This is a genomic window from Salmonella sp. SG203, from assembly GCF_013350575.1.
Lineage (GTDB): Bacteria > Pseudomonadota > Gammaproteobacteria > Enterobacterales > Enterobacteriaceae > Salmonella > Salmonella enterica.
The window spans coordinates 178632-204069 of sequence record NZ_SNMT01000005.1 but is presented as its reverse complement, the minus strand read 5'-3'; the positions used below and the strand labels follow the sequence as shown (position 1 = coordinate 204069).

The 25438-nt window shown below is 52.2% G+C and carries 24 protein-coding genes and 1 pseudogene; 12 read left to right on the top strand and 13 right to left on the bottom strand.

What is annotated here, in order from left to right:
• Positions 1-49: 49 nt before the first annotated feature.
• Positions 50-445 (top strand): carnitine metabolism transcriptional regulator CaiF, encoded by a 396-nt coding sequence (gene caiF, locus HV477_RS10325; protein WP_000333325.1) that lies wholly within the window; start codon positions 50-52, stop codon positions 443-445.
• A gap of 76 nt (positions 446-521) precedes the next feature.
• Here the strand turns inward: caiF and caiE are convergent, their stop codons facing one another.
• From caiE to caiT, 6 genes are all read right to left on the bottom strand, one after another.
• Positions 522-1118 (bottom strand): carnitine operon protein CaiE, encoded by a 597-nt coding sequence (caiE, locus tag HV477_RS10320; protein WP_000122863.1) that lies wholly within the window; start codon positions 1116-1118, stop codon positions 522-524.
• Positions 1119-1226: 108 nt separating this feature from the next.
• Positions 1227-2012 carry a crotonobetainyl-CoA hydratase gene (gene caiD, locus HV477_RS10315; RefSeq protein ID WP_000004376.1) on the bottom strand — a complete coding sequence of 262 codons (786 nt, stop codon included), beginning with the start codon at positions 2010-2012 and terminating at the stop codon, positions 1227-1229.
• Between the two features lie 53 nt (positions 2013-2065).
• Positions 2066-3619 (bottom strand): crotonobetaine/carnitine-CoA ligase, encoded by a 1554-nt coding sequence (gene caiC / locus HV477_RS10310; protein ID WP_079898689.1) that lies wholly within the window; start codon positions 3617-3619, stop codon positions 2066-2068.
• 62 nt (positions 3620-3681) lie between these two features.
• Positions 3682-4899 carry an L-carnitine CoA-transferase gene (gene caiB / locus HV477_RS10305; RefSeq protein ID WP_001016212.1) on the bottom strand — a complete coding sequence of 406 codons (1218 nt, stop codon included), beginning with the start codon at positions 4897-4899 and terminating at the stop codon, positions 3682-3684.
• A 111-nt stretch (positions 4900-5010) separates the two neighbouring features.
• The gene (gene caiA / locus HV477_RS10300; RefSeq protein ID WP_000347134.1) at positions 5011-6153 is read right to left on the bottom strand and encodes a crotonobetainyl-CoA dehydrogenase; all 1143 of its coding nucleotides are present in this window, start codon (positions 6151-6153) and stop codon (positions 5011-5013) included.
• A gap of 34 nt (positions 6154-6187) precedes the next feature.
• A complete protein-coding gene (caiT, locus tag HV477_RS10295; protein WP_000787073.1) occupies positions 6188-7705 on the bottom strand; it encodes an L-carnitine/gamma-butyrobetaine antiporter in 1518 nt (505 codons plus the stop codon).
• Positions 7706-8185: 480 nt separating this feature from the next.
• Between caiT and HV477_RS10290 the strand changes: the two genes are divergently transcribed.
• From HV477_RS10290 to HV477_RS10260, 7 genes are all read left to right on the top strand, one after another.
• Positions 8186-8956: an electron transfer flavoprotein FixA gene (locus tag HV477_RS10290; protein WP_000692185.1), complete on the top strand. Its 771-nt coding sequence runs from the start codon at positions 8186-8188 to the stop codon at positions 8954-8956.
• Positions 8957-8971: 15 nt separating this feature from the next.
• Positions 8972-9913, top strand: coding sequence for an electron transfer flavoprotein subunit alpha/FixB family protein (locus tag HV477_RS10285; protein ID WP_079898688.1), 942 nt, complete (start codon positions 8972-8974; stop codon positions 9911-9913).
• A 49-nt stretch (positions 9914-9962) separates the two neighbouring features.
• Positions 9963-11249 (top strand): FAD-dependent oxidoreductase, encoded by a 1287-nt coding sequence (locus tag HV477_RS10280; RefSeq protein ID WP_001287777.1) that lies wholly within the window; start codon positions 9963-9965, stop codon positions 11247-11249.
• Positions 11246-11533 (top strand): ferredoxin-like protein FixX, encoded by a 288-nt coding sequence (fixX, locus tag HV477_RS10275; protein ID WP_000203736.1) that lies wholly within the window; start codon positions 11246-11248, stop codon positions 11531-11533. The genes HV477_RS10280 and fixX overlap by 4 nt, the downstream gene beginning before the upstream one ends.
• Positions 11534-11679: 146 nt before the next feature.
• Positions 11680-13020 (top strand): MFS transporter, encoded by a 1341-nt coding sequence (locus tag HV477_RS10270; RefSeq protein ID WP_001674927.1) that lies wholly within the window; start codon positions 11680-11682, stop codon positions 13018-13020.
• An 88-nt stretch (positions 13021-13108) separates the two neighbouring features.
• Positions 13109-13339 (top strand): YgdI/YgdR family lipoprotein, encoded by a 231-nt coding sequence (locus HV477_RS10265; RefSeq protein ID WP_001172090.1) that lies wholly within the window; start codon positions 13109-13111, stop codon positions 13337-13339.
• A gap of 299 nt (positions 13340-13638) precedes the next feature.
• Positions 13639-14055, top strand: coding sequence for a hypothetical protein (locus HV477_RS10260; RefSeq protein WP_162492987.1), 417 nt, complete (start codon positions 13639-13641; stop codon positions 14053-14055).
• 223 nt (positions 14056-14278) lie between these two features.
• On the opposite strand, the gene srfN is transcribed toward HV477_RS10260, so the two are convergent.
• Positions 14279-14569, bottom strand: coding sequence for a DUF1471 family virulence protein SrfN (gene srfN / locus HV477_RS10255; protein WP_000745961.1), 291 nt, complete (start codon positions 14567-14569; stop codon positions 14279-14281).
• 897 nt (positions 14570-15466) lie between these two features.
• On the opposite strand from srfN, the gene HV477_RS10250 reads away from it, so the two are divergent.
• Positions 15467-17356: a sulfatase-like hydrolase/transferase gene (locus HV477_RS10250; protein ID WP_000066316.1), complete on the top strand. Its 1890-nt coding sequence runs from the start codon at positions 15467-15469 to the stop codon at positions 17354-17356.
• A 350-nt stretch (positions 17357-17706) separates the two neighbouring features.
• Here HV477_RS10250 and HV477_RS28995 read toward each other — a convergent pair.
• Positions 17707-17787 (bottom strand): annotated as a pseudogene (locus HV477_RS28995) (hypothetical protein); the annotation flags it as partial.
• A gap of 121 nt (positions 17788-17908) precedes the next feature.
• Here HV477_RS28995 and kefF point away from each other — a divergent pair.
• The 3 genes from kefF (at position 17909) to folA (ending at position 20971) form a co-directional block, all read left to right on the top strand.
• Positions 17909-18439 carry a glutathione-regulated potassium-efflux system oxidoreductase KefF gene (kefF, locus tag HV477_RS10245; protein ID WP_000600708.1) on the top strand — a complete coding sequence of 177 codons (531 nt, stop codon included), beginning with the start codon at positions 17909-17911 and terminating at the stop codon, positions 18437-18439.
• Positions 18432-20294, top strand: coding sequence for a glutathione-regulated potassium-efflux system protein KefC (gene kefC / locus HV477_RS10240; protein WP_023234420.1), 1863 nt, complete (start codon positions 18432-18434; stop codon positions 20292-20294). The genes kefF and kefC overlap by 8 nt, the downstream gene beginning before the upstream one ends.
• Positions 20295-20491: 197 nt before the next feature.
• Positions 20492-20971 (top strand): type 3 dihydrofolate reductase, encoded by a 480-nt coding sequence (gene folA, locus HV477_RS10235; RefSeq protein ID WP_000624379.1) that lies wholly within the window; start codon positions 20492-20494, stop codon positions 20969-20971.
• A gap of 105 nt (positions 20972-21076) precedes the next feature.
• Here folA and apaH read toward each other — a convergent pair whose 3' ends face one another.
• Genes apaH through surA form a run of 5 tightly spaced genes read right to left on the bottom strand, consistent with a single transcriptional unit; the run spans position 21077 to position 25409 of the window.
• Positions 21077-21925 carry a bis(5'-nucleosyl)-tetraphosphatase (symmetrical) ApaH gene (gene apaH, locus HV477_RS10230; RefSeq protein ID WP_000257211.1) on the bottom strand — a complete coding sequence of 283 codons (849 nt, stop codon included), beginning with the start codon at positions 21923-21925 and terminating at the stop codon, positions 21077-21079.
• 10 nt (positions 21926-21935) lie between these two features.
• On the bottom strand, positions 21936-22313 hold the full coding sequence (gene apaG / locus HV477_RS10225; protein ID WP_000610894.1) for a Co2+/Mg2+ efflux protein ApaG: 378 nt from the start codon (positions 22311-22313) through the stop codon (positions 21936-21938).
• Between the two features lie 2 nt (positions 22314-22315).
• Entirely contained in the window at positions 22316-23137 is an 822-nt protein-coding gene (gene rsmA, locus HV477_RS10220; RefSeq protein ID WP_001065397.1) for a 16S rRNA (adenine(1518)-N(6)/adenine(1519)-N(6))-dimethyltransferase RsmA, read from the bottom strand.
• Complete coding sequence (gene pdxA, locus HV477_RS10215) at positions 23134-24123, bottom strand: 4-hydroxythreonine-4-phosphate dehydrogenase PdxA (RefSeq protein ID WP_000093001.1); 990 nt, start codon at positions 24121-24123, stop codon at positions 23134-23136. The genes rsmA and pdxA overlap by 4 nt, the downstream gene beginning before the upstream one ends.
• The gene (gene surA, locus HV477_RS10210) at positions 24123-25409 is read right to left on the bottom strand and encodes a peptidylprolyl isomerase SurA (RefSeq protein WP_000800482.1); all 1287 of its coding nucleotides are present in this window, start codon (positions 25407-25409) and stop codon (positions 24123-24125) included. Before surA ends, pdxA begins: the two co-directional genes overlap by 1 nt.
• Positions 25410-25438 lie beyond the last annotated feature (29 nt).

Genomic DNA, 25438 nt, shown 5'->3' with positions numbered 1-25438 from the left:
AGTTTGGACAGGCCGTAGCCAGATTTTTAATTTGTGAAATGGTGTGCTTATGTGTGAAAAATATGTTGAAAGACCGCTTTATTTGTTAATTGCTGACTGGATGATGGCAGAGAACCGATGGATCACGGCCAGGGAGATTTCCCGTCAATTTGATATTGAACATTGCAAAGCAATTAATACGCTCTCCTATATTCTGTCAGAAGTGGGGGAAATTGTTTGTGAAGTGAAGATGATCCCTAACCAAATTGCAGGACGAGGCTGCCAGTGCCAGCGTCTGGTGAAAGTCGTGAGTATCGACTCTCAACTCTATCGCCGATTGAATCATAATTTGCAGGAAAGAAAAGTGAGCGTGGCGAAAACACCGCGGCTGTCTGCCGTTCCCCCCACAGAGCTAAACCGTGAGCAGAAATGGCAGATGATGCTCTCCAAGAGTATGCGTCGCTAATTGTCTGTTTACCTGCTGGCGGGGTAAACGGTAATTGACGCGTAGGCCGGATAAGCGTGAGCGCATCCGGCATCAATTACTGTGCTGATTTTGGCTTCACGTCCGTCGTGCCTTTCAGGCGCGGCCGGTTTTCTTCGACCTGCGTTAACGGCTTCGTTTCAGATAACCCCGTTCGACAACGGATCGCAAGATCCTGATATTCTTTGGTGTTGAGGCGTTTCCAGTGCAGCTCCTGGTCCGTAACCTGGCGTAGTACGCGCGCCGGTGAACCCACCAGCAGTTGCCTTGCCTCACCCTGAAATCCGGCTTTGACAAAACTCATGGCGGCGACAATGCTCTCTTCGCCAATCACTGCGCCGTCCATAATGACGCTATTCATGCCGACCAGGGCGTCCCGTCCCACCACGCAGCCATGTAGAATAGCGCCGTGGCCGATATGGCCGTTTTCATGCACGATGGTATCGGTATCGCAGTAGCCATGCATGATGCAGCCATCCTGCAGATTAGAGCCTGCCTCCAGGATCAGGCGACCATAATCCCCACGCAATGACGCGAGTGGGCCAATATAAACACCGGCGCCCACGATGACATCGCCAATCAGCACGGCGCTGGGATGGACAAACGCGTCCGGATGCACCACCGGGATCAGTCCTTCAAAGGCGTAATAGCTCATAGTTGTACCTCGGTTTTTTGCTGGATGGCAGCGTAAACACCTTATCCGGCCTACGGTTGCGCATGTGCTGTAGGCCGGATGAGCGAAGCGCCATCCGGCATAGTCACATTAACGACCTTTCCACACCGGATCGCGTTTTTCGGCAAATGCCTGCGGTCCTTCGAGCGCATCTTCTGAATGCAGTACCGACGGATAATGCTTCAGCACGCCGCTGCGGATGTAGCGGTAGCCTTCTTCTACCGGCATTTCGCTGGTCGCGCGATAAATCTCTTTCAGCGCCGCGATAGCCAGCGGGGCGCTATTGACCAGTTGTTGCGCCAGTTCGCGCGCGCTATCCATCAGTTCGCTCTGGCTGACAACGCGGTTCACGATCCCCCAACGCAGCGCTTCTTCGGCGCTCATTCGTCTGCCGGTCATTACCATTTCGTTGACGATAGCCGGTGGCAGCAGCTTAGGCAGACGCAATACGCCGCCGCTGTCAGGCACGATGCCGAGCTTTGCTTCCGGCAGCGCAAAACTGGCGTTTTCGGCGCAGACAATAAAGTCCGCCGCCAGCGCCAGCTCAAAACCGCCGCCAAACGCGTAGCCGTTCACCGCGGCGATAACCGGCTTATCGAGGTCAAATATTTCGGTTAAACCAGCAAAGCCGCCGGGACCAAAATCAGCATCCGGCGCTTCACCTTCCGCTGCCGCTTTTAAGTCCCAGCCAGCAGAAAAGAATTTCTCCCCGCCGCCGGTAATGATTGCTACGCGTAATTCCGGATCGTCACGGAAATTAAGAAAAGCTTCACCCATTGCAAAGCTGGTTTTGGCGTCAATGGCATTCGCTTTAGGTCGGTCGAGGGTAATTTCCAGGATCGGGCCGTTACGGGTCAGATGTAATGACTCACTCATAGTTCATCTCCAGATAAATAGTTTCCCGGCGGGAGGGATTCCTGCCGGAAGGTTTATTTCAGATTTTTTTTGATTATTTTTCCTGAACAGTTGCGCGGCAGGTCGGTTCTGATCTCCATAAAAGAGGGAACCTTGAATTTCGCCATATTGTTTTCGCAGAAGCTGAAAAACTCGGCTTCGCTTAATGTTTCACCTTCATTAAGGACGATAAACGCTTTAATGGCCTCATCACGGATCGCGTCTTTAATACCGACCACCACAATGTCCTGAATTTTCGGATGCGCAGAAATAATATTTTCCAGCTCGACGCAGGAGACATTTTCCCCGCCGCGTTTAATCATGTTGCAGCGTCTGTCGACAAAATAGAAATAGCCATCCTCATCCTGGTAACCCGAATCACCGGTATGTAACCAGCCCTCTGGTTCCAGCGCCCCGGCGGTTGCCTCCGGCTGCATGTAATACTCTTTGAAGATAGTCTTGCCGGGGATGCCTTTAATACAGATTTCGCCAATTTCTCCGGCGGGCAGCGGGCGATTTTGATCGTCGCGAATTTCAGCTTCATAGCTAAAACCCACGCGACCAATGGAAGGCCAGCGCCGTTTGTCTCCGGGACGGTCGCCAATAATTCCGACAATGGTTTCAGTCATACCATAAGAGGTCAGCAGCCTGACGCCAAAGCGTTCGGTAAAGGCGTCTTTTTCCTGCGCGGATAGATTGAGATAGAACATCACTTCGCGCAGATGATGCTGCCTGTCCGTTGGCGCGGCGGGCTGGACCATCAGCGTGCGGATCATCATCGGAATGCACTCGGTCACCGTCGCCTGATATTTACGTACCTGATCCCAGAAGGCCCTGGCGCTGTACTTCTCCAGGAGCACAAAGGTGCTGCCGGCGGAAAAGGCTGGCATTGCGGCGGTACACTGACAGTCGATATGAAAAGCGGGCATCACCGTCATGTACACGTCATCATCGCGCAGGGCGATTTGCCAGGCAGAGTAATAGCCTGCAAAACGCAGGTTATAGTGGGTAATCACCACCCCTTTTGGACGCGAGGTGGTACCGGAGGTAAACAGAATTTCCGCCGTATCGTCAGTGGATAACACGGGCGTATAGCACAGCGTGGTGGACTGGCGGGATTGCAGTTGGGTAAAGTGACTCACGCCGTCGTCAGCCGGAAGCTGCTCGCCAATCAGACAGATATGATTAAGCGGAGTGCTATTGTCCTGGCGTATTTCACGGTACATAGGATAAAACTGGGCGCTGGTAACCAGCAGACTCACCTGGCTGTTTTGCAGGATCCAGGCGCTTTCTTCGCCCAGTAAGCGGGCATTAATCGGCACCATAATGGCACCGATTTTTGCCAGTCCAAACCAGCAAAAGATGAATTCCGGACAGTTATCCAGATGCAGCGCGACCCTATCACCCTTGCGGATCCCTAAGGAATAAAAAAGGTTCGCCGTGCGGTTAATCTCTTCATTGAGCGAAGCATAGCTAAACTGCCGAACGATTCCCTCACAGGATTCGAAAATTAACGCCGTTTTATCTCCGTACACCCCGGCCAGGTCGTCCCACATCTGACGTAAGTTTTGTCCGCCAACGATATCCATATTGCTTTATCCACTGAAATCAGGCGTGAGCGCTAACCGGAAAACCGATTAGCGCATCGCGTTTAATCCTCAACTTTGGCCAGGCCTTTGCCGACCAGTTCCTTAATATCTGCTTCGCTATAACCAATGTTTTTCAGAATGGCGGCGGTATCCATGCCGTGTGACGGCATGCCACGCCAGATTTTCCCTGGGTTGTTTTTAAATTTCGGCATGATGTTCGGCCCTTTACAGGTGCGACCGTCCATTGTTTGCCACTGAGTAATCGATTCGCGGGCAACGTACTGCGGATTACCTTCCAGTTCCGGAATGGTGAGCACCTTCGCACAGGCGATATTCAGCTCAGCAAAACGCGCCTGAACGTCGGCGATGGTGTGTGTTGCCAGCCAGGCGTCCAGTTTCTCTTCGACGAGCGGGCCGTAAGGGCATTCCACGCGATGGATGAGCTGCGTGCCTTCCGGAACTTCCGGCGTACCAAGAATATGGGCCAGGCCAATATCTTTAAAACACTCGTTGATTTGCGTGATGCCGACCAACTCCATGACGATGTAACCATCGGCGCATTTATACAGGCCGCAACCGGCGTAGTAGGGGTCTTTCCCTTTCGTCATACGTGGACAGATTTCGCCGCCGTTGAAGTAGTCCATCATGAAATACTGACCCATGCGCAGCATCACTTCGTACATGGCGATATCGATGCTTTCACCTTTACCCGTTTCGCGTACTTTGTGCAGGGCTGCCAGCGCGGCTGTCGTCGCGGTCATCCCGGAGAAGTAATCGGCGGTATACGGGAAGGCTGGCATCGGCTGATCAACGTCGCCGTTTTGGATCAGATAACCACTGAATGCCTGCGCGATGGTGTTATACGCCGGAAGATTGGTGTACTCCTCGGTACCATACTGGCCGAAGCCGGAAAGATGGGCAATGACCAGTTTCGGGTTATGCTCCCACAGCACTTCATCAGTAATACCACGGCGGGCAAAGGCCGGGCCTTTACTGGCTTCAATGAAAATATCGGTGGTTTCCATCAGTTTCAGAAACGCTTCCCGACCTTCATCTTTGAAAATATTCAGCGACAGGGCGTGCAGGTTGCGGCGTGAGAGCTGCGGGTAGTTAGGCTGTACGCGGATGGTATCGGCCCATGCGACGTTTTCAATCCAGATAACCTCGGCGCCCCATTCGGCGAACATCTGTCCGGCGAATGGACCGGCGATTTCGATTCCTGAAAAAACAACGCGTACCCCAGCAAGCGGGCCAAAGGTTGGCATTGGTAAATGATTCATCATTTTTCTCCTGGCATTTTTTGCGGTATGTAGGCCGGATAAGCACAGCGCCATCCGGCATGATTGCCTGATGGCGACGCCCCGCGTCTTATCAGGCCTACAAGGGATCGATTAGCGGTATTGCTTAAGTACCGCACGACCCAACGTCAGGATCTGCATTTCATCAGAACCACCAGAAACACGGTCAACGCGCAGGTCACGCCAGAAACGCGTGATGCGGTGGTTGCCCGCGATACCAACACCTCCCAGTACCTGCATGGCGGTGTCTACCACTTCAAACGCGGCGTTGGCGCAGAAGTATTTGCACATGGCCGCGTCGCCGGAGGTAATGGTGCCGTTATCCGCTTTCCACGCGGCTTCCAGCAGCATATTTTTCATGGAGTTCAGTTTGATCGCCATATGCGCAAACTTCTCCTGAATCAGCTGGAAACGGCCAATAGCTTCACCAAACTGCACGCGCTGATTCGCGTAACGCGCAGCGTCTTCAAAAGCGCACATTGCGGTACCGTAGTTGGTCAGCGCGACGAGGAAGCGTTCATGGTCAAACTCTTCTTTCACGCGGTTGAAGCCGTTACCTTCCCGACCGAACATGTCTTTCTCGTCCAGTTCAACGTCGTCAAAGGTGATTTCACAGCAGCTATCCATGCGCAGACCGAGTTTCTCCAGTTTGTTGACCTTGATACCCGCTTTGCTCATGTCCACAAACCACTCGGTGTAAACCGGTTTATCCGGCGATGCACCGTCTCTCGCCATGACCACGATGTAAGGGGTATAGGCGCTACTGGTGATAAAGCACTTACTGCCATTGAGATAAACCTTACCATTTTTGCGTGTATAAGTGGTTTTCAGACTACCAACATCCGATCCCGCTCCCGGTTCAGTGATAGCAGAGTTCCACATCTGCTTACCGGTGCCCCGGAACGCCATGATTTTATCAATTTGCTCCTGAGTCCCTTCACGCAGGAAAGTGTTAAAACCTCCCGGCAATTGGTACAACACGTAAGTTGGCGCGCCAAGACGTCCCAGCTCCATCCAGACGGCGGCGACGGTAACAAAACCCGCTTCCAGACCGCCGTGTTCTTCCGGGATCAGCAGGCTATCAATACCCATATCCGCCAGCGCTTTTACAAAACGCTCAGGGTAGACGCTGTCACGATCGCACTCGGCAAAATAAGCTTCCCAGTTCTCACTGGCCATCAGTTCGCGAATACCGGCGACAAACAGCTCCTGTTCGTCATTTAAGTTGAAATCCATCTTTCAGCCTCTTGATCAATTGGGTTAATAAGAATTACTTGTCTTTCCAGTGCACTTTGGCGTCTTTAATAAAGGACAGCGTCACCATAATGTTGACGAAGAACAGCGGACATCCTCCGGCGATAATCGCGGTCTGAATCGGCTTCAACCCACCCAGCGCCAGCAGAACGATACCGATGATGCCGACCAGCACCGACCAGCCGATACGCACTAACAGAGGCGGCTCTTCACCATCGCGAACTTCACGACAGGTCGACATCGCCAGGGTGTAAGAGCAGGCGTTAATCAGCGTGACGGTGGCAATAAAGCAGAGGATAAAGAAACCCCACATGGTGGCGGTGCTGAGCGGCAAGGCGGCCCAGGTTTCGATAATGGCGCGCGCCACGCCGTGTTGCTCAATGAGTTGCGGAATGTTGAGGATGTTTTTATCCATCAGCAGCAGCGTGTTGCTGCCCAGCACTGTCCACAGGATCCAGGTAGACGCGGTCAGACCCATCACCATCCCGAAGCACAGTTCACGTACGGTACGACCACGGGAAATACGGGCCAGGAAGATACTCATCTGGATGGCGTAAATAACCCACCACGCCCAGTAGAAAACGGTCCAGCCCTGTGGGAAGCCGCCTTTACCGATGGCGTCGGTATAGAACAGCATCCGTGGCAGATGCATTAACAGCATCCCGACGGAGTCGGTGAAGTAGTTCATGATGAAGCTGGCGCCGCTGACGATAAACACCCAGCCGAGCATCAGGAAGCTCAGGTAGCTACGCACATCGCTGGCGATTCTGACCCCTTTTTGCAGGCCGCAGGCCACGCAAATCGCGTTCAGAATGATCCAGCAGGTAATGATGATGGCATCCAATTGCAGCGTATGCGGAATACCGAACAGCCATTGCATACACTCGGTGACCAGCGGGGTAGCCAGACCGAGGCTGGTGCCCATCGCGAAGATCAGCGCCACCAGGTAGAAGTTATCGACGATGGTACCGAACAACCCTTTCGCATGCTTTTCACCGACGAGCGGTACCAGCGTGGAGCTGGGGCGGATGACATCCATCTTGCGTACAAAGAAGAAGTAGGCGAAGGCCACGGAAAGGAAGCTATAGGTTGCCCACGGCAGCGGCCCCCAGTGGAACAGGCTGTACGCCAGGCCTATCTCTTTCGCGCCCGTGGAATTTGGTTCCAGGCCGAACGGCGGGGTGGAGATATAGTAGTAGATCTCAATAGAGCCCCAGAACAGAACCGCAGCGGATGTACAGGAGGCGAACATCATGAAAATCCAGCTGGCGGTGCTAAACTCCGGTTTTTCGTCACCTAATCTCTTTTTGGCATAGGGGCCAAAAACCAGCCAGAACCAGCCGAAGAGCATGACGACCATATACCATTCAAATGCCCAACCCCAGACGTTGGTGACATAACTGAATACCGCATTAATAACGACGTTAGCGGCATCAAGATCTCTGACTGTTAGCCAGCAAAGTATCCCGACAATTATTAATGGCGGAAAAAAAACCTTCGGTTCAATTCCCGATTTTTTCTTTTCATTTTTCATAAGTGAATTCCAGTGTGAAAACGAAATTTATTTAGCGTGCCAGTCCATGAACGTTTGTTTATTTATTATTAATGATTTGTTGATAAGTTTTTAACCTCTGGGACGCCTCAATGAGTAACTCATGATGGGTATTCACTTCGGGTGATTCTGTTATCTTCGTCACACTTTTTTGCGTTGATTATTTTGTGTCTAAATTTTGATTTTTGCTTTATTTATCAATTGATTGGTTGTGGTTTTTTAACTTTTTTAAGTATCTGGCGTTCAATATTGTTGAGCCAGCAAACAATATTGAAAATTTTCATATTTGGCATATTTCTTTCAATATTGGTGAGGTGCGTAACACTATTGAAAGTTACGAATATCAATGTGTGACATTTTCAATATTGGTGATTAAGGTTTTATTTCCGAATTAAAGAGCGTGATATCTGTATTTAACACCGCCGATATAAATACGTTTCCTTCATGATTTCTGGAGATGCAATGAAGATAATTACTTGCTACAAATGCGTACCTGATGAGCAGGATATTGCGATTAATAATGCTGACGGAACACTCGATTTCAGCAAAGCGGATAGCAAAATCAGCCAATATGATCTGAATGCAATTGAAGCTGCTTGCCAGTTAAAACAGCAGTTGGGAGACGCTCAGGTTGTCGCCATGAGCGTTGGCGGCAAAGCGCTGACTAATGCAAAAGGGCGCAAAGATGTCCTCTCTCGTGGCCCTGATGAACTGATTGTGGTCATCGACGATCAATTTGAGCAGGCGCTGCCGCAACACACCGCTACCGCGCTGGCCGCCGCGGCGCAAAAATCAGGTTTCGATCTACTTATCTGCGGCGACGGTTCTTCCGATCTTTATGCTCAGCAGGTTGGTTTGCTGGTGGGCGAAGCGCTGAACATTCCGGCGATTAACGGCGTGAGTAAAATCCTCTCTCTTACCGACAGCACATTGACGGTAGAACGCGAACTGGAAGATGAAGTTGAAACGCTGAGCATCCCGCTCCCGGCGGTGATCGCGGTTTCCACCGACATTAACACCCCACAAATCCCTTCGATGAAAGCCATTCTTGGCGCGGCGAAAAAACCGGTTCAGGTCTGGTCGCCTGCGGATATCGGGCTGAACAGCGTACCCGCGTATTCCGCACAACAGGTTGCCGCACCGAAGCAGCGCGAGCGTCAGCGTGTGGTGATTGAAGGTGACGGTGAAGAACAAATCGCCGCGTTTGTCGAGAATCTGCGCAAAATCATTTAATTATCAGGGGATGTTATGAACAAATTTTCCAGTGTCTGGGTATTCAGCGATACCCCTTCTCGTCTGCCCGAACTGATGAGTGGCGCGCAGGCTGTAGGTGAAAAAGTTAACGCGTTCGTACTGAACGAAGCGGACAGCGCGACAGCATGTCATTTGGGCGCGGATCATGTCTGGCTGCTCAGCGGCAAACCAGAAGACCGCATGATCGAAGACTACGCTGCTGCGATGGCTGAGACTATTCGTCAGCATAGCGAGGGCGGCGCGGTGCTGCTGCCGAATACGCGTCGGGGCAAGCTGTTGGCGGCAAAACTGGGCTTTCGCTTGTCGGCTGCGGTTTCCAACGACGCCAGCGACGTCGCCCTGCAGGATGGAAAAGCGGCGGTTAAACATATGGTCTACGGCGGTCTGGCGATAGGGGCAGAAACCATCGCTTCGCCGTTTGCCGTGATCACACTCAGCAGCGGAACGTTTGACGCACAACAACCGGATGCTTCTCGCAGCGGCGAGATGCACACCGTGCAGTGGCAGGCTCCGGCCACTGCCGTGACCCGCACCGCAACCCAGGCGCGTCAGAGCAACAGCGTTGACCTCGACAAAGCGCGTCTGGTGGTCAGCGTGGGACGCGGCATCGGCAGCAAAGAGAATATCTCGCTGGCCGAAGCGCTGTGCCAGACGATTGGCGCCGAGCTGGCCTGTTCCCGCCCGGTGGCGGAAAACGAGAAGTGGATGGAGCACGAGCGCTACGTCGGTATCTCCAACCTGATGCTCAAGCCTGAACTGTATCTGGCAGTGGGGATCTCCGGGCAGATCCAACACATGGTCGGCGCCAACGGCGCGCAGACGATTTTCGCCATCAACAAAGATAAAAACGCGCCAATCTTCCAGTATGCGGATTTTGGCATCGTTGGCGATGCGCTGAAGATCCTGCCTGCGCTGACGGCTGCCTTAGCGCGATAAACCATTTCGGGCAGGATGCGAAGGTATCCTGCCGCTGACAGGAGTACGTATGTCCGAAGATATCTTTGATGCCATCATCGTGGGTGCAGGTCTGGCCGGTTCGGTTGCGGCGCTGGTGCTTGCTCGCGAAGGTGCACAGGTGCTGGTTATCGAGCGCGGCAATTCTGCTGGCGCGAAGAATGTCACCGGTGGGCGCTTGTATGCACATAGCCTGGAACGCATCATTCCCGGCTTTGCGGATCAGGCCCCCATTGAACGCATGATCACCCACGAAAAACTCGCCTTTATGACCGACAACGGGGCGATGACTATCGACTACTGTAATGGTGAAGATGCTTCAGCGTCGCAGGTTTCCTATTCCGTCTTACGCAGTAAATTTGACGCCTGGCTGATGGAGCAGGCCGAAGAGGCGGGGGCACAACTGATCACCGGTATTCGCGTCGATAACGTCGTTCAGCGTGATGGCAAAGTCGTGGGCGTGGAAGCCGATGGCGATATTCTGGAAGCCAAAGTCGTGATCCTCGCTGACGGGGTGAATTCTCTGCTGGCTGAAAAGCTGGGCATGACCAAGCGTGTTGAGGCATCGCATGTTGCTGTCGGCGTGAAGGAACTGATCGAATTGCCGAAGTCGGTCATTGAAGATCGTTTCCAGTTACAGGGCAACGAAGGTGCCGCCTGTCTGTTTGCCGGAGCGCCGACCGATGGTCTGATGGGCGGTGGCTTCCTGTATACGAATGAAACAACCCTTTCCCTGGGGCTGGTCTGCGGTCTTCATCATCTGAAAGACGCGAAAAAATCGGTCCCGCAAATGCTGGAAGATTTCAAACAGCATCCGGCCGTTGCGCCGCTGATCGCCGGTGGCAAGCTGGTGGAATATGCCGCGCACGTTGTACCCGAGGCGGGAATGAATATGCAGCCTGAACTGGTGGGCGATGGCGTACTGATTGCCGGGGATGCTGCCGGCATGTGTATGAACCTCGGCTTTACCATCCGTGGTATGGATCTCGCCATATCCGCAGGCGAAGCGGCGGCGAAGACGGTGCTTTCGGCGATGAAGCGCGACGATTTTAGCAAGCAGTCGCTGGGTGAATACCGTCAGCATCTGGACGAAGGTCCGATGCGCGATATGCGCATGTATCAGAAACTACCGGCTTTTCTTGATAATCCCCGCATGTTTACCGCTTATCCCGAAATGGCGGTCAATATCGCGCGCGACCTGTTCACCGTGGATGGCTCCGCTCCGGTGCCGATGCGTAAAAAAATCCTGCGCCATGCGAAGAAAGTGGGCTTCATTAATCTGATGAAAGATGGCCTGAAAGGAGTGACCGTATTATGACATCTCCCGTTAATGTGGACGTCAAGCTGGGCGTCAATAAGTTCAATGTGGATGAAGACAGCCCGCACATCATTCTCAAAACCGATCCTGATAAACAGGCGCTGGAGGTGCTGATTAAGGCCTGTCCGGCGGGACTGTATAAAAAGCAGGACGACGGCAGCGTTCGTTTTGATTACGCCGGGTGCCTGGAGTGCGGAACGTGCCGGATCCTCGGCCTTGATACGGCGCTGGAAAAATGGGAATACCCGCGCGGGACGTTTGGCGTGGAGTTCCGCTACGGCTAATAAGTACGAAGTTGTGCCCCCGTTGGCCGGATAAGATGCGGTAGCGTCGCCATCCGGCAATCATGTGGCGCCAATGCCGGATGGCGGCGGAAACGCCTTATCCGGCCTACAGATGCGCTTTGCCCGTGTTGAAACAGGACATCACCATGCAGCAGCCCAGGAACTTTGATGACCTTAAATTCTCCTCCATTCATCGCAGAATTATGCTGTGGGGAAGCGGCGGCCCGTTCCTTGATGGCTACGTGCTGGTGATCATTGGCGTGGCGCTGGAACAACTGACGCCGCTATTGCACCTTGATGCTGAATGGATTGGCGCGCTCGGCGCGGCTACGCTTGCCGGACTGTTTATCGGTACCTCGTTGTTTGGCTATATTTGCGATAAAGTCGGGCGGCGTAAAATGTTCCTGCTTGATATTATCGCTATCGGCGTTATCTCCGTGGCGACCATGTTTGTTTCCACGCCGCTTGAATTGCTGGTGATGCGCGTTTTAATTGGCATTGTTATCGGCGCGGATTACCCTATCGCCACTTCCATGATTACGGAGTTTTCCAACACCCGCCAGCGCGCGTTCTCCATCGGTTTTATCGCCGCGATGTGGTACGTCGGCGCGACCTGCGCCAACCTGGTGGGCTACTGGCTGTATGACATGGAAGGCGGCTGGCGCTGGATGCTTGGCAGCGCCTTTATCCCGTGCTTAATCATTTTGATTGGCCGCTTTGACCTGCCGGAATCGCCACGCTGGCTATTGCGAAAAGGACGGGTAAAAGAGTGCGAACAAATGATGATCAAACTGTTCGGCGAACCGGTCTGCTTTGACGATGAGCCGCCGCAGGAGACCCGCTTCCTGCAGTTGTTTAACCGCCGTCATTTTCCGTTTGTACTGTTCGTTGCGGCTATCTGGACCTGTCAGGTAATCCCGATGTTCGCTATCTATACCTTTGGGCCGCAGATCGTCGGGTTACTCGGCTGGGAGCAGGGGCGCAACGCGGCGCTCGGCAATGTGGTGATTAGCCTCTTTTTTATGCTGGGCTGTATACCGGCGATGTTCTGGCTAAACAGTATTGGCCGTCGCCCTCTGCTTATTGGCAGCTTCGCCATGATGACTATCGCGCTGGCGCTGCTGGGGCTGGTGTCAAATCTGGGCATCATACTGGTCGTGGTGGCGTTTGCGGTATACGCCTTCTTTTCCGGCGGACCGGGCATACTGCAATGGCTTTATCCTAATGAACTCTTCCCGACGGATATTCGCGCTTCGGCCGTGGGGGTTATCATGTCATTAAGCCGCATCGGAACCATTGTCTCCACCTGGGCATTACCGATTTTTATTACTCGTTACGGTATTAATAACGTCATGCTGATTGGCGCGTTGATTTCGTTAGTCGGGCTTGGCGTATCGGTGATGTTTGCCCCGGAAACTCGCGGCTTGACGCTAACACAGACCGGAAACATGACTTTGCGCGGAACGCCATCGGATAACCCTCATTAAGAGTGTTCTGCATTTCTCCCTGCTTTTCGCCAATAACGCTACAGTTAACAGTCACATGCTAAAACAACTGAAAAGCAGGGAGAACACCATGCAAAAACGTCTTATGACCGCACTGTTTACCGCAGCAACACTATTCACCGTCGCAGGATGCTCTTCTAACCAGGCGGTTGAAACCACGGATGGCAAAACTATTGTCACCGACGGGAAACCCGAGGTCGATAACGATACCGGTATGGTGTCTTACAAAAACGCCGCCACCGGGAAAACCGAACAGATTAACCGCGAACAGCTGAAAAATATGAGCGAGCTGGATAATTAATTCAATTTTTTCTGGTTAGCCGCTCAATAATATTCTCTCTTTATGCGCATCCATTTATTCCCATGCGAATAAACGGATGCCTGAACAGGCAGGGACGCCGGAAAACGTCGAAATACGTTAGACCATTCGCCCGTGTTCCCGCTTTCCCCACCGCGCTGTCCGCTTACATGAGGTTACCCTCATCAACATTTCTCTGAACAGCGGCTCAACATTTCCCGGAAAAAAACATATCGCAGGGCATTTATTCTTATGATTAGGTATAAATGATGAGGTATAAGGAACAGGAGTCTGTAATGAAACTGAAACTAATACCTTTTTATTTTCTCGCGCTATTTTCTGCCGCCTCCGGGGCTACGGAGATAAACGCCTGCAAAGACCTGATCGGAACATGGAAAACCACGGCAGATAACCCGCCTTATACCATGACAATATTGCCGCCAGTAGAAGGCTGCGGGGAAAAATGTGTGAAACTGAACGTACGGTATGAACTTGACGTGACTCACCGCAACGCGCTTTATTGCCATGAAGGACAAGAGGGGGTAAAAGGGCAGGGACCCATGGTGATAGCATTTGAAGGGGCGTATGGTGGACACGCTATTGGAACCTATAACCGACAGCTGCAATTACTTTGGGCTGGCGTAATACCGAAAAATAAAAAGGGGAAATGGATAACGAAAATGGAAAGTTACTGGTTCAGGCAGGTAAAAGCGCACTAAACATCATCTTAAAACAGCCCGCAAAACCGTCTTATTCACGAAGGGCTTACTGCCTGCGCGCGCACATTCCAACGGCTTGCCTGCCCCGGATGAACTGTTGATAAAAAAGAGGGCCAGCATCTGTTTCCAGACGGCCCTGAGTGGATTGTGACGTAACATGGCACCTTGCTGGCGCTCTCTTATTATTTCATGCCAGTGCCATCGTTATGGCGCAATCAGAGCTTTATTTCGTCGCATCGTTATAAACTTCGGCAACGGCTTCAAAATTCGGACCATGCTCACGTGCAGCGATAATATGGTAATATTTTCCGCCTTTCGCATCGGCTAATTCTGACAGTTTTTCGCGTAGATCAGAGGGTGAGGAAATCTGCCCGCCACTCTGGGACACATTTATGGTGCCGACCTTAACCAGTTTGAAGTGGCTGATTTCTTGTTTAGAGACCTGCTCTGCCGCAAGTGTGCTGAATGAAGCAACCGTTGCCAGTAATGCGGCGGCAATAATGCGTTTTTTCATAGTTCTGTTCCTGTTGCATTGATGATAAGGTTTGCGCAATATCAGTAATCCGTAACGAAATTATTTATCCCCTTCATACTTCAGGTTGCTTATGTGTTGGCTACGGATTACCCGGCCCATCCATGGGCCTCGCCCTGACGGACCGTCGCACGCGACGTTCAAATCTGCTCCCGGCAGATTTGTCGCTCACCTCAGTCACATAATTATCTATGCTCCTGGTAACTCACTCCCTTACCGCCTTTAAGCAACTCGAATTATTTTGGGTAATAACCTCGGTTGATTATCTTAAAATAGCCTTATTTGGTGTGACCGTCTTATATCTTGTTATAGTCACCTATTTATGTTGTTGTCAATGTAAAATAATGCGCTGCCAGTTAAAAAGAAACTTAACCCCCTGTAAATAATAATTTTTATATTATTTCTTGTAATGACGGAATTTTTATTGAATCACACGGCAATACGCTAGTTTTATTCATAAGCAACATAACAGAATTGAGTTATGTTTTAATTTCACAGAGTGATATTACCGGTTGTATGTCTATGGTTACGCGGCCTGTTACTGATAGTGTTTCTTTCGGGGGGATTTTATTGTAGCGGCATAGGGTAATCACCGTAGCTGAAGGGAAAAGGCACGAACACAGCACTATAGAGTATGTTTAATAATGTATTTTTTTATGAAGTAATGTCTGCAGTTGTATCTCTAAAATAAAAACAATGAACTTTTCATCTAAATAATTTTTCAGTGAATTATGGTTATTTATTAATATATTTCTAATTTGAAATACAAATCAATTTATAACACATATTCTTACCCGGAAGGCATTGATACATATCCACGCTTCCTCGTACAGTAATAAATGAATATGTGATAAAGTTACTGACTACAGGTATAATAATATGAGTAATAAAAAAAATCTGTCCGCAGAAGAGACGGATCTTACGCGTAGGAAACTGTTAACCAGTGCCGGTATTCTTGCCGCAGGCGGTATGCTATCCGGCGCGGTAAAGGCTGATGAAAAATGCGCCGTCAAGGCGAAACCGGCGTGGGATAAACCGTTTACTGGCGAAATCCCGGAAAAATTGCCAGAAGGATATAATATTCTGTTAGTCGTGACCGACCAGGAGCGTTTTTTTCCTACGTTTCCTTTCCCGGTACCCGGCAGAGAGCGGCTCATGAAAACGGGGGTGACATTCTGTAATCATCAGAATACCAGTAATGTCTGTACGCCTTCCCGCTCCGTATTGTATACCGGCTTACATATGCCCCAGACAAAGATGTTCGATAATCTGGGATTACCCTGGATGCCTTATGACCTTGACCCCGCTCTTGGAACCACAGGTCATATGATGCGGGAACTGGGATACTATACGGCCTATAAAGGTAAGTGGCATCTTACAGAAAAACTGGAGAAGCCTTTGCCTGACGAAAAAGATGAGGATATTGATGTCGGGGATATTCCTGAACCAGAATTACATAAAATTATGGAAAAATATGGTTTTGCTGACTATCACGGCATCGGCGATATTATAGGCCATAGTAAAGGCGGCTATTTTTATGATTCAACCACCACGGCTCAGACTATAAATTGGTTAAGATGCAAGGGGCAGCCCTTGAATGACCAACACAAGCCCTGGTTCCTGGCCGTTAACCTCGTTAATCCTCATGACGTCATGTTTATTGATACCGATAAAGAGGGAGAAAAGGTACAGTGGCGTGGCGAGTTGGATCAGGATGATAATACCCTGGCGCCCACGCAGCCGCCGGAAAACGAGCTTTATCAGGCAAGCTGGCCGAACTATCCGCTGCCGGCAAACAGGCATCAGTCATTCAATGAGCAGGGAAGACCGCCGGCGCATCTTGAATACCAGACGGCGCGCGCTGCGCTGGAAGGGCAGTTTCCTGATGAAGATCGTCGTTGGCGTAAACTGCTTGACTACTATTTCAACTGTATCCGCGATTGTGATACTCACCTTGACCGGATATTAAATGAACTTGATGCCCTCAAGTTAACTGATAAAACGATTGTTGTATTTACTGCCGATCATGGTGAATTAGGCGGAAGCCATCAGATGCACGGTAAAGGCGCTTCCGTTTATAAAGAACAGATCCATGTACCGATGATTATTTCCCACCCGGCGTACCCCGGTAATAAGAAATGTCAGGCGTTGACCTGTCATCTTGATATCGCGCCGACATTAGTTGGGCTGACCGGTTTGCCGGAAGAAAAACAGCACCAGGCGTTAGGCAACCGCAAAGGCGTTAATTTTAGCGGATTGCTAAAAAACCCGGAGGGCGTTGCGGTTAATGCGGTGAGAAATGCCAGCTTATATTGCTATGGCATGATCTTGTATACCGATGCCCATTATCTCCACCGCGTTATCGCGCTACAAAGAGATAAACAAAAAACGGTGGCGCAAATCAAGCAGGAAATATCCCATTTGCATCCTGATTTCAGCCATCGTTCAGGGACGCGGATGATTAACGATGGTCGTTATAAGTTTGCGCGTTATTTCTCGCTAAGGGAGCATAATACGCCGGAAACCTGGGAGGATCTTATTAAGTACAACGATCTTGAACTTTACGATCTTAAAAATGATCCCGATGAGAACCATAACCTTGCTGCTGATAAACAGAAATATCAGGATCTCATTCTTACGATGAATGAAAAACTGAATAAAATTATCAAAGACGAAATTGGCGTGGATGACGGCAGTTTTATGCCGGATGCGGCCCGTGAGCCGTGGGATCTTACTATTGAGCAGTTTAACCGCATGGCGAAAGATTAAGAGCCTGCCCATTAGGCTATTTTATTCGCCATTTTGGGACCGGGCAGTGCTCAAAATCCTCACGTACTACGTGTACGCTCCGGTTTCTGCGCGCTGGTCGGCCCCAAACTGGCTTCAACAATTACGCCTACTGGGCCAGGCTCTAAGTACCTGACCCATTAGGTTAATTTATGCGTCGGCGATCTGGCATCCAGCGTGTCTGGAGGTTCAGATGCTGTTGGCGCTGCGCTTATTGGGCCTGTGTCATCATGTAATGGATTGATATTACAGTCATTACAGGCAAATTTAGCGCAGCGCCGCCCGACAAGAAGGCCTTAAACCGATTGGTCAACGATTTAAGGCTGCCATCATCACCAACCTTTCCACACCGGATCGCGCTTTTCCGCAAACGCCTGCGGCCCTTCGAGAGCGTCTTCCGGGGGCAGGATGGCGTCAACTCCTGGCTGGCGTTAATTCAATTTTTTCTGGTTAGCCGCTCAATAATATTCACTATTAGCCTGGCGAATTTGTCACTACACTTTGTAATAAAAAACAGATCATCACAGGCTAATCATGATCCTCATTATTTATGCGCATCCGTATCCGCATCATTCTCATGCGAATAAGCGGATGCTTGAACAGGCAGGGACGCTGGAAAACGTCGAAATACGTTCGCTTTATCACCTCTATCCCGATTTCAATATTGACGTTGCCGCCGAGCAGGAGGCGCTGTCGCGCGCGAGTCTTATCGTCTGGCAGCATCCGATGCAGTGGTACAGCGTCCCTCCTTTACTCAAATTATGGATGGATAAAGTCCTCACCCACGGCTGGGCTTACGGTCATGGCGGTACGGCATTGCACGGTAAACATCTGCTGTGGGCGGTAACGACCGGCGGTGGTGAAAACCACTTTGCTATCGGTTCACATCCCGGATTTGACGTCCTTTCTCAGCCGCTACAGGCGACGGCGCTCTATTGCGGCCTCAAATGGCTGCCGCCGTTTGCCATGCACTGCACGTTCATTTGCGATAACGACACCTTACAGGCGCAGGCGCGTCAGTATAAACAGCGTTTACTGGCATGGCAGGAGGTGAATCATGGATAGCCATACTCTACTGCAGGCGCTGATCTATCTTGGTTCGGCGGCGCTGATTGTGCCGATTGCGGTACGTTTGGGCTTAGGATCGGTGCTGGGGTATCTGATTGCGGGTTGCATTATCGGCCCCTGGGGGCTACGGCTGGTAACGGACGCCGAATCTATTCTGCATTTTGCGGAAATCGGCGTCGTGCTGATGTTGTTTGTTATTGGGCTTGAGCTGGACCCGCAACGGTTATGGAAGCTGCGCGCCTCGGTATTTGGCGGCGGCGCGTTACAAATGGTGATCTGCGGCGGACTGATTGGTCTGTTCTGCATGTTTCTTGGCCTGCGTTGGCAGGTGGCGGAACTGATTGGTATGACGCTGGCGCTTTCGTCCACGGCTATCGCCATGCAGGCAATGAATGAGCGTAACCTGACCGTTTCGCAAGTAGGGCGTAGCGCATTTGCGGTGCTCTTGTTCCAGGATATCGCGGCGATCCCGCTGGTGGCGATGATTCCGCTGCTGGCCGCCAGCGGCGCATCCACCACGCTTGGCGCGTTTGCGCTGTCGGCGTTGAAAGTCGCAGGCGCGTTGGCGCTGGTGGTGCTGCTGGGACGCTACGTTACGCGCCCGGCGCTGCGCTTTGTCGCGCGTTCTGGTTTGCGGGAAGTGTTCAGCGCCGTGGCGCTATTTCTGGTGTTTGGTTTCGGCCTGTTGCTGGAAGAGGTTGGGCTGTCAATGGCGATGGGCGCGTTCCTGGCGGGCGTTCTGCTGGCGAGTTCGGAATATCGTCATGCGCTGGAAAGTGATATTGAACCCTTTAAGGGGTTGCTGCTGGGGCTGTTCTTTATTGGTGTCGGCATGTCGATTGATTTCGGCACGCTGGTGGAGAATCCGCTGCGCATTCTGCTGTTGTTGGCCGGTTTTCTGGCAATCAAAATCGTCATGTTGTGGCTGGTCGCGAGGCCGCTGGGCGTACCGGCAAAACAGCGTCGCTGGTTTGCCGTCTTATTAGGCCAGGGAAGTGAGTTTGCGTTTGTGGTTTTTGGCGCGGCGCAAATGGCGGATGTACTTGAGCCGGAATGGGCAAAAGCGCTGACGCTGGCGGTCGCGCTGTCGATGGCGGCAACGCCGATTTTTCTGGTGCTGCTGACGCGCATGGAGAAGACCGCGACGGGTGAAGCGCGCGAGGCGGATGAAATCGACGAAGAGCAACCGCGGGTTATTGTGGCCGGGTTTGGACGATTTGGTCAGATAGCCGGGCGTTTGCTGCTGTCGAGCGGGGTGAAGATGGTGGTGCTCGATCACGACCCCGATCATATCGAAACGCTGCGTAAATTCGGCATGAAGGTTTTTTATGGCGACGCGACGCGTATGGATTTGCTGGAATCTGCCGGAGCGGCGAAGGCGGAGGTATTGATTAACGCCATTGACGATCCGCAAACCAATTTGCAACTGAGTGAACTGGTGAAGTCGCATTTCCCGCATCTGCAGATTATCGCCCGCGCCCGTGATGTCGATCATTATATTCGCCTGCGCCAGGCTGGTGTGGCGATGCCCGAACGTGAAACCTTCGAAGGCGCGCTCAAAAGCGGGAGACAGGCGCTGGAAGCGCTGGGGCTGGGGCGTTATGAAGCCCGCGAGCGCGCGGATCTGTTCCGCCATTTTAATACCCGGATGGTGGAAGAGATGGCGAAAGGGGAAAACGATCCGTTATCTCGCGCCGCCGCCTATAAACGTACCAGCGCGATGTTGAGCGAAATTATTACCGAGGACCGGGAGCATCTGTCGTTGATTCAGCGCCACGGCTGGCAGGGAACGGCTGAGGGCAAACATTCCGGGGAGGCCGCTGATGAACCCGAGGTCAAACCGTCAATCTAAAGTAAAAAATGTGATGTTCTGCAAACTTTACTGCTAATTGGCTGTTTTTGAACTACTGTAATGCTGGCGCTCCACATCAAATGAGTGGCGTCGCCAGCAGAACGAAAAATTTTCGTGCTCATCCTCTTTTCGTCAGTCGACGAAAGATTGCGCTTTACGTATAGTGGCGGCAATTTTTTTGTATCAGGAAATAATTAATGATCAGTCTGATTGCGGCGTTAGCGGTGGATCGCGTCATCGGTATGGAAAACGCCATGCCGTGGAACCTGCCTGCCGATCTCGCCTGGTTTAAACGTAACACGTTAAATAAACCTGTCGTCATGGGACGTCACACCTGGGAGTCCATCGGACGCCCCTTACCGGGACGTAAAAATATTGTTATCAGCAGCCAGCCAGGCACCGACGATCGCGTGCAGTGGGTGAAGTCTGTCGATGAGGCGATTGCCGCTTGCGGCGATGCGCCGGAAATTATGGTCATTGGCGGCGGGCGCGTGTACGAGCAGTTCCTGCCAAAGGCGCAGAAGCTTTATCTGACGCATATTGATGCGGAAGTCGAAGGCGATACCCATTTTCCGGATTATGAACCGGATGACTGGGAATCGGTATTCAGTGAGTTTCACGATGCCGACGCGCAGAATTCTCACAGCTATTGTTTCGAGATTCTGGAACGTCGTTAACGCTGTAGTGCCGGATGGCGGCGAAACGCCTTATCCGGCCTACTCTTGAGCCAGATGTCGCCAGATGTAGGCCTGATAAGCGTAGCGCCATCAGGCATAAACCTATCAGGCGTTGACCGCTTCGCCTTCGCCCATATCCATCTGGCGGTTTGACGGCTGCACAAAATACTGTTTATCTTCCCAACGTAAACAGGTCAACTCCCCGCCCCAGCAGCAGCCGGTATCCAGCGCGTAAATACCTTCTGGCGTCCCTTTCCCTTCCAGCGACGCCCAGTGCCCGAACGCAATGCTGTAAGCCTCGCTCACCGGCCCCGGAATGGCGAACCACGGCTTCAGCGGCGCAGGGGCATTTTCCGGCGACGCTTTGCTGTACATATCCAGTTGACCGTTAGGAAAGCAGTAACGCATACGGGTAAAGGCATTAGTAATAAAGCGTAGCCGCGCCAGACCGCTTAACTCCGGCGACCAGTTATTCGGCATATCGCCATACATCGCGTCGAGGAAAAACGGGTACGAGTCGCTCGACAGCACCGCTTCAACATCGCGGGCGCACTCTTTTGCCGTCTGCAAATCCCACTGCGGGGTAATACCCGCATGCGCCATGACCAGCTTTTTCTCTTCATCTACCTGCAACAGCGGCTGACGGCGTAACCAATTCAACAGCTCATCGGCGTCCGGCGCTTCAAGAAGCGGGGTCAGCCGGTCTTTAGGTTTGTTGCGGCTAATCCCGGCGAATACGGCCAACAGGTGTAAATCGTGATTCCCCAGCACCAAACGCACGCTATTGCCAAGTGATTTGACGTAGCGTAACACGTCCAGCGAACCGGGACCGCGGGCGACCAAATCGCCAGTCAGCCATAGAGTGTCTGTATCTGGCGTAAATTCCACTTGCTGTAATAAGGCGATCAGTTCGTCGTAGCAACCGTGAACGTCGCCGATGAGATAAGTTGCCATTGTTATAATTTTAGTGAATGAGTGTAGGGACGGCGAGTCGAAACACGGGAATGTCGATGGTAAAGGCGTCGCCATTTTCATCGATCATTTCGTAATGACCCTGCATGGTGCCCAGCGGCGTTTCAATTACCGCGCCGCTGGTGTACTGATACTCTTCGCCAGGCGCAATGCGCGGCTGGACGCCAACCACACCTTCGCCCTGGACTTCGGTTTCACGGCCATGACCATTGGTAATCAGCCAGTAGCGGCCCAATAGCTGCACTGGCGCCCGGCCCAGATTGCGGATGGTTACGGTATAGGCAAAAACGTAACGTTCATCGTCAGGTGAGGATTGCGCCTCAATGTAGACGCTTTGCACCTGAATACACACTCTGGGCGAATTGATCATGTTTAACTCTCCTTCAAAGGCGCGTTTTCCGACAGATAGTTGGCCATCTGGCAGTACTGCGCGACAGAGATATTTTCCGCGCGCATTGCCGGGTCAATACCCATTTCCGTCAATGTCTCAACGCTAAAAAGATTGCCGAGACTGTTACGGATCGTTTTACGGCGCTGGTTAAAGGCCTCGGTGGTAATACGGCTCAACACGCGAATATCTTTAACCGGGTAAGGCATTGTTGCGTGTGGAACCAGACGCACCACGGCGGAGTCCACTTTGGGCGGCGGCGTGAAGGCGGATGGCGGCACTTCAAGCACCGGGATCACCTGACAGTAATATTGCGCCATCACGCTTAAACGACCATACGCTTTGCTGTTCGGCCCTGCAACCAGACGATTTACCACTTCTTTTTGCAACATAAAGTGCATGTCGGCAATGGCATCAGTATAGCTAAAGAGATGGAACATCAGCGGGGTGGAGATATTATAGGGCAGATTGCCGAACACACGCAGCGGTTGGCCCAACTGCGCAGACAGTTCGCCAAAGTTCATGGTCATGGCGTCCTGCTGATAAATAGTCAGCTTCGGCCCTAAGAACGGATGGGTTTGCAAACGCGCCGCCAGATCGCGGTCAAGTTCAATGACCGTGAGCTTATCCAGTCGTTCGCCGACCGGCTCCGTCAGCGCCGCCAGACCGGGGCCGATTTCAACCATCGCCTGGCCTTTTTGCGGATTAATAGCAGAAACAATACTGTCGATCACAAACCGATCGTTGAGAAAGTTTTGCCCGAAGCGTTTACGGGCTAAATGGCCCTGATGGACTCGATTATTCATTGGGTATTAACAATCATTTTGATGGCGAGATTAAGCGCCGTAATAAAACTGCCGACATCCGCTTTTCCTCGGCCCGCCAGTTCAAGCGCGGTGCCGTGATCAACGGAGGTTCGAATAAAAGGTAGGCCGAGCGTAATATTCACTCCCCGACCGAATCCCTGGTATTTTAGCACGGGCAGGCCCTGATCGTGGTACATCGCCAGCACCGCGTCGGCATTATCGAGATATTTGGGCTGAAACAGCGTATCAGCAGGTAGCGGCCCGTTGAGTTTCATTCCCTGCGCCCGCAGCTCGTCGAGTACCGGAATGATGGTGTCTATCTCTTCCGTGCCCATATGACCGCCTTCGCCCGCGTGCGGATTCAGGCCACAGACAAGAATGCGCGGTTCGGCAATACCAAATTTGGTCCGTAAATCGTGATGCAAAATAGCAATCACTTCGTGCAAAAGCGCAGGGGTGATGGCGTCTGCAATCGCCCGTAGCGGCAGATGCGTGGTCGCCAGCGCCACGCGAAGTTCTTCGGTTGCCAGCATCATCACGACTTTTTTCGCCTGCGAACGCTCTTCGAAAAACTCGGTATGACCGGTAAACGGAATGCCTGCGTCGTTAATAACGCCTTTGTGCACGGGGCCTGTGATCAGCGCGGCAAATTCACCGTTCAGACAGCCATCACACGCTCGCGCCAGCGTCTCTACCACGTAGGGGCCATTTTCTACCGTCAACTGACCGGGGATGGCAGGCGCGCGCAGCGAGACCGGCAATAGGGTCAGCGTTCCCGCGGGCTGCGGCGCAGCGGGGACATCAGGCGAGTAAGGGAGAAGCGAGAGGGGCAGGCCGAGCATGGCGGCCCGCTCCGTCAGGAGCGCGCCGTCCGCACAGACGACCAGTTCAATCGGCCACGCGCGTTGCGCCAGTTGGACGACAAGATCGGGGCCAATCCCGGCGGGTTCGCCGGGAGTGATAACAACGCGTTGCGCACTGCTCATTAGTTACTCAAAATCTTAACGTAAGCGCTGGCGCGCTGTTCTTGCATCCAGGTCGCCGCTTCTTCTGAGAACTTACGGTTCATCAGCATACGATAAGCGCGATCTTTCTGCGCCGCATCGGTTTTGTCTACCTTACGCGTATCCAGCAATTCGATCAGATGCCAGCCGAAAGAGGAGTGTACCGGCGCGCTTATTTGGCCTTTATGCAGCTTCGTCAGCGCGTCGCGGAACGCCGGATCGAAAATATCTGGCGTAGCCCAACCCAAATCACCGCCCTGGTTAGCGGAGCCCGGGTCCTGAGAGTACTCTTTCGCCGCAGCGGCAAAGGTGGTTTTACCACTCTTAATGTCAGCCGCGATTTCTTCCAGCTTCAGGCGCGCCTGCTGATCGTTCATGATCGGCGACGGCTTAAGCAGAATGTGACGAGCGTGAACTTCGGTCACGGAGATACTCTGGCTCTGACCGCGCAGGTCATTTACTTTCAGAATGTGGAAGCCGACGCCGGAGCGAATCGGGCCGACAATGTCGCCTTTCTTCGCGGTGCTCAGCGCCTGGGCGAAAATCCCCGGCAGCTCCTGGATACGGCCCCAGCCCATCTGACCGCCTTTTAACGCCTGCTGGTCGGCAGAGTAGGTAATCGCCAGTTTGCCGAAATCTGCGCCGTTACGCGCTTCTTCAACAATGCTTTCCGCCTGGCGCTGTGCGTCGTTAACCTGCTCGGAGGTTGGGTTTTCCGGCAGAGCAATCAGGATATGGCTCAGGTTCAGCTCGGTGCTGGCGTCGTTTTGGGTGCCAATCTGTTTTGCCAGCGCGTCAACTTCTTGCGGCAAAACGGTGATACGGCGACGAACCTCGTTGTTGCGCACTTCAGAGATAATCATCTCTTTACGAATCTGGTTACGGTAGGTTGAATAGTTCAGCCCATCGTAAGCCAGACGGCTGCGCATCTGATCCATCGTCATATTGTTTTGTTTGGCGATGTTGGCGATGGCCTGATCCAACTGCTCATCCGTGATCTTCACCCCCATCTTCTGACCCATCTGCAGGATAATTTGATCCATAATCAAACGTTCCAGGATCTGGTGACGCAGCGTGGCGTCGTCCGGAAGCTGCTGACCTGCCTGACCCGCGTTGAGTTTGACTGATTGCATTAAGCCATCAACGTCGCTTTCCAGCACGACGCCATTATTGACGACGGCTGCGACTTTATCGACTACCTGGGGGGCAGCGAAACTGGTATTCGCGATCATGGCGATACCGAGAAGCAGCGTTTTCCAGTTCTTCATACTTTTTCCATTTCAATTAACCGCAATGC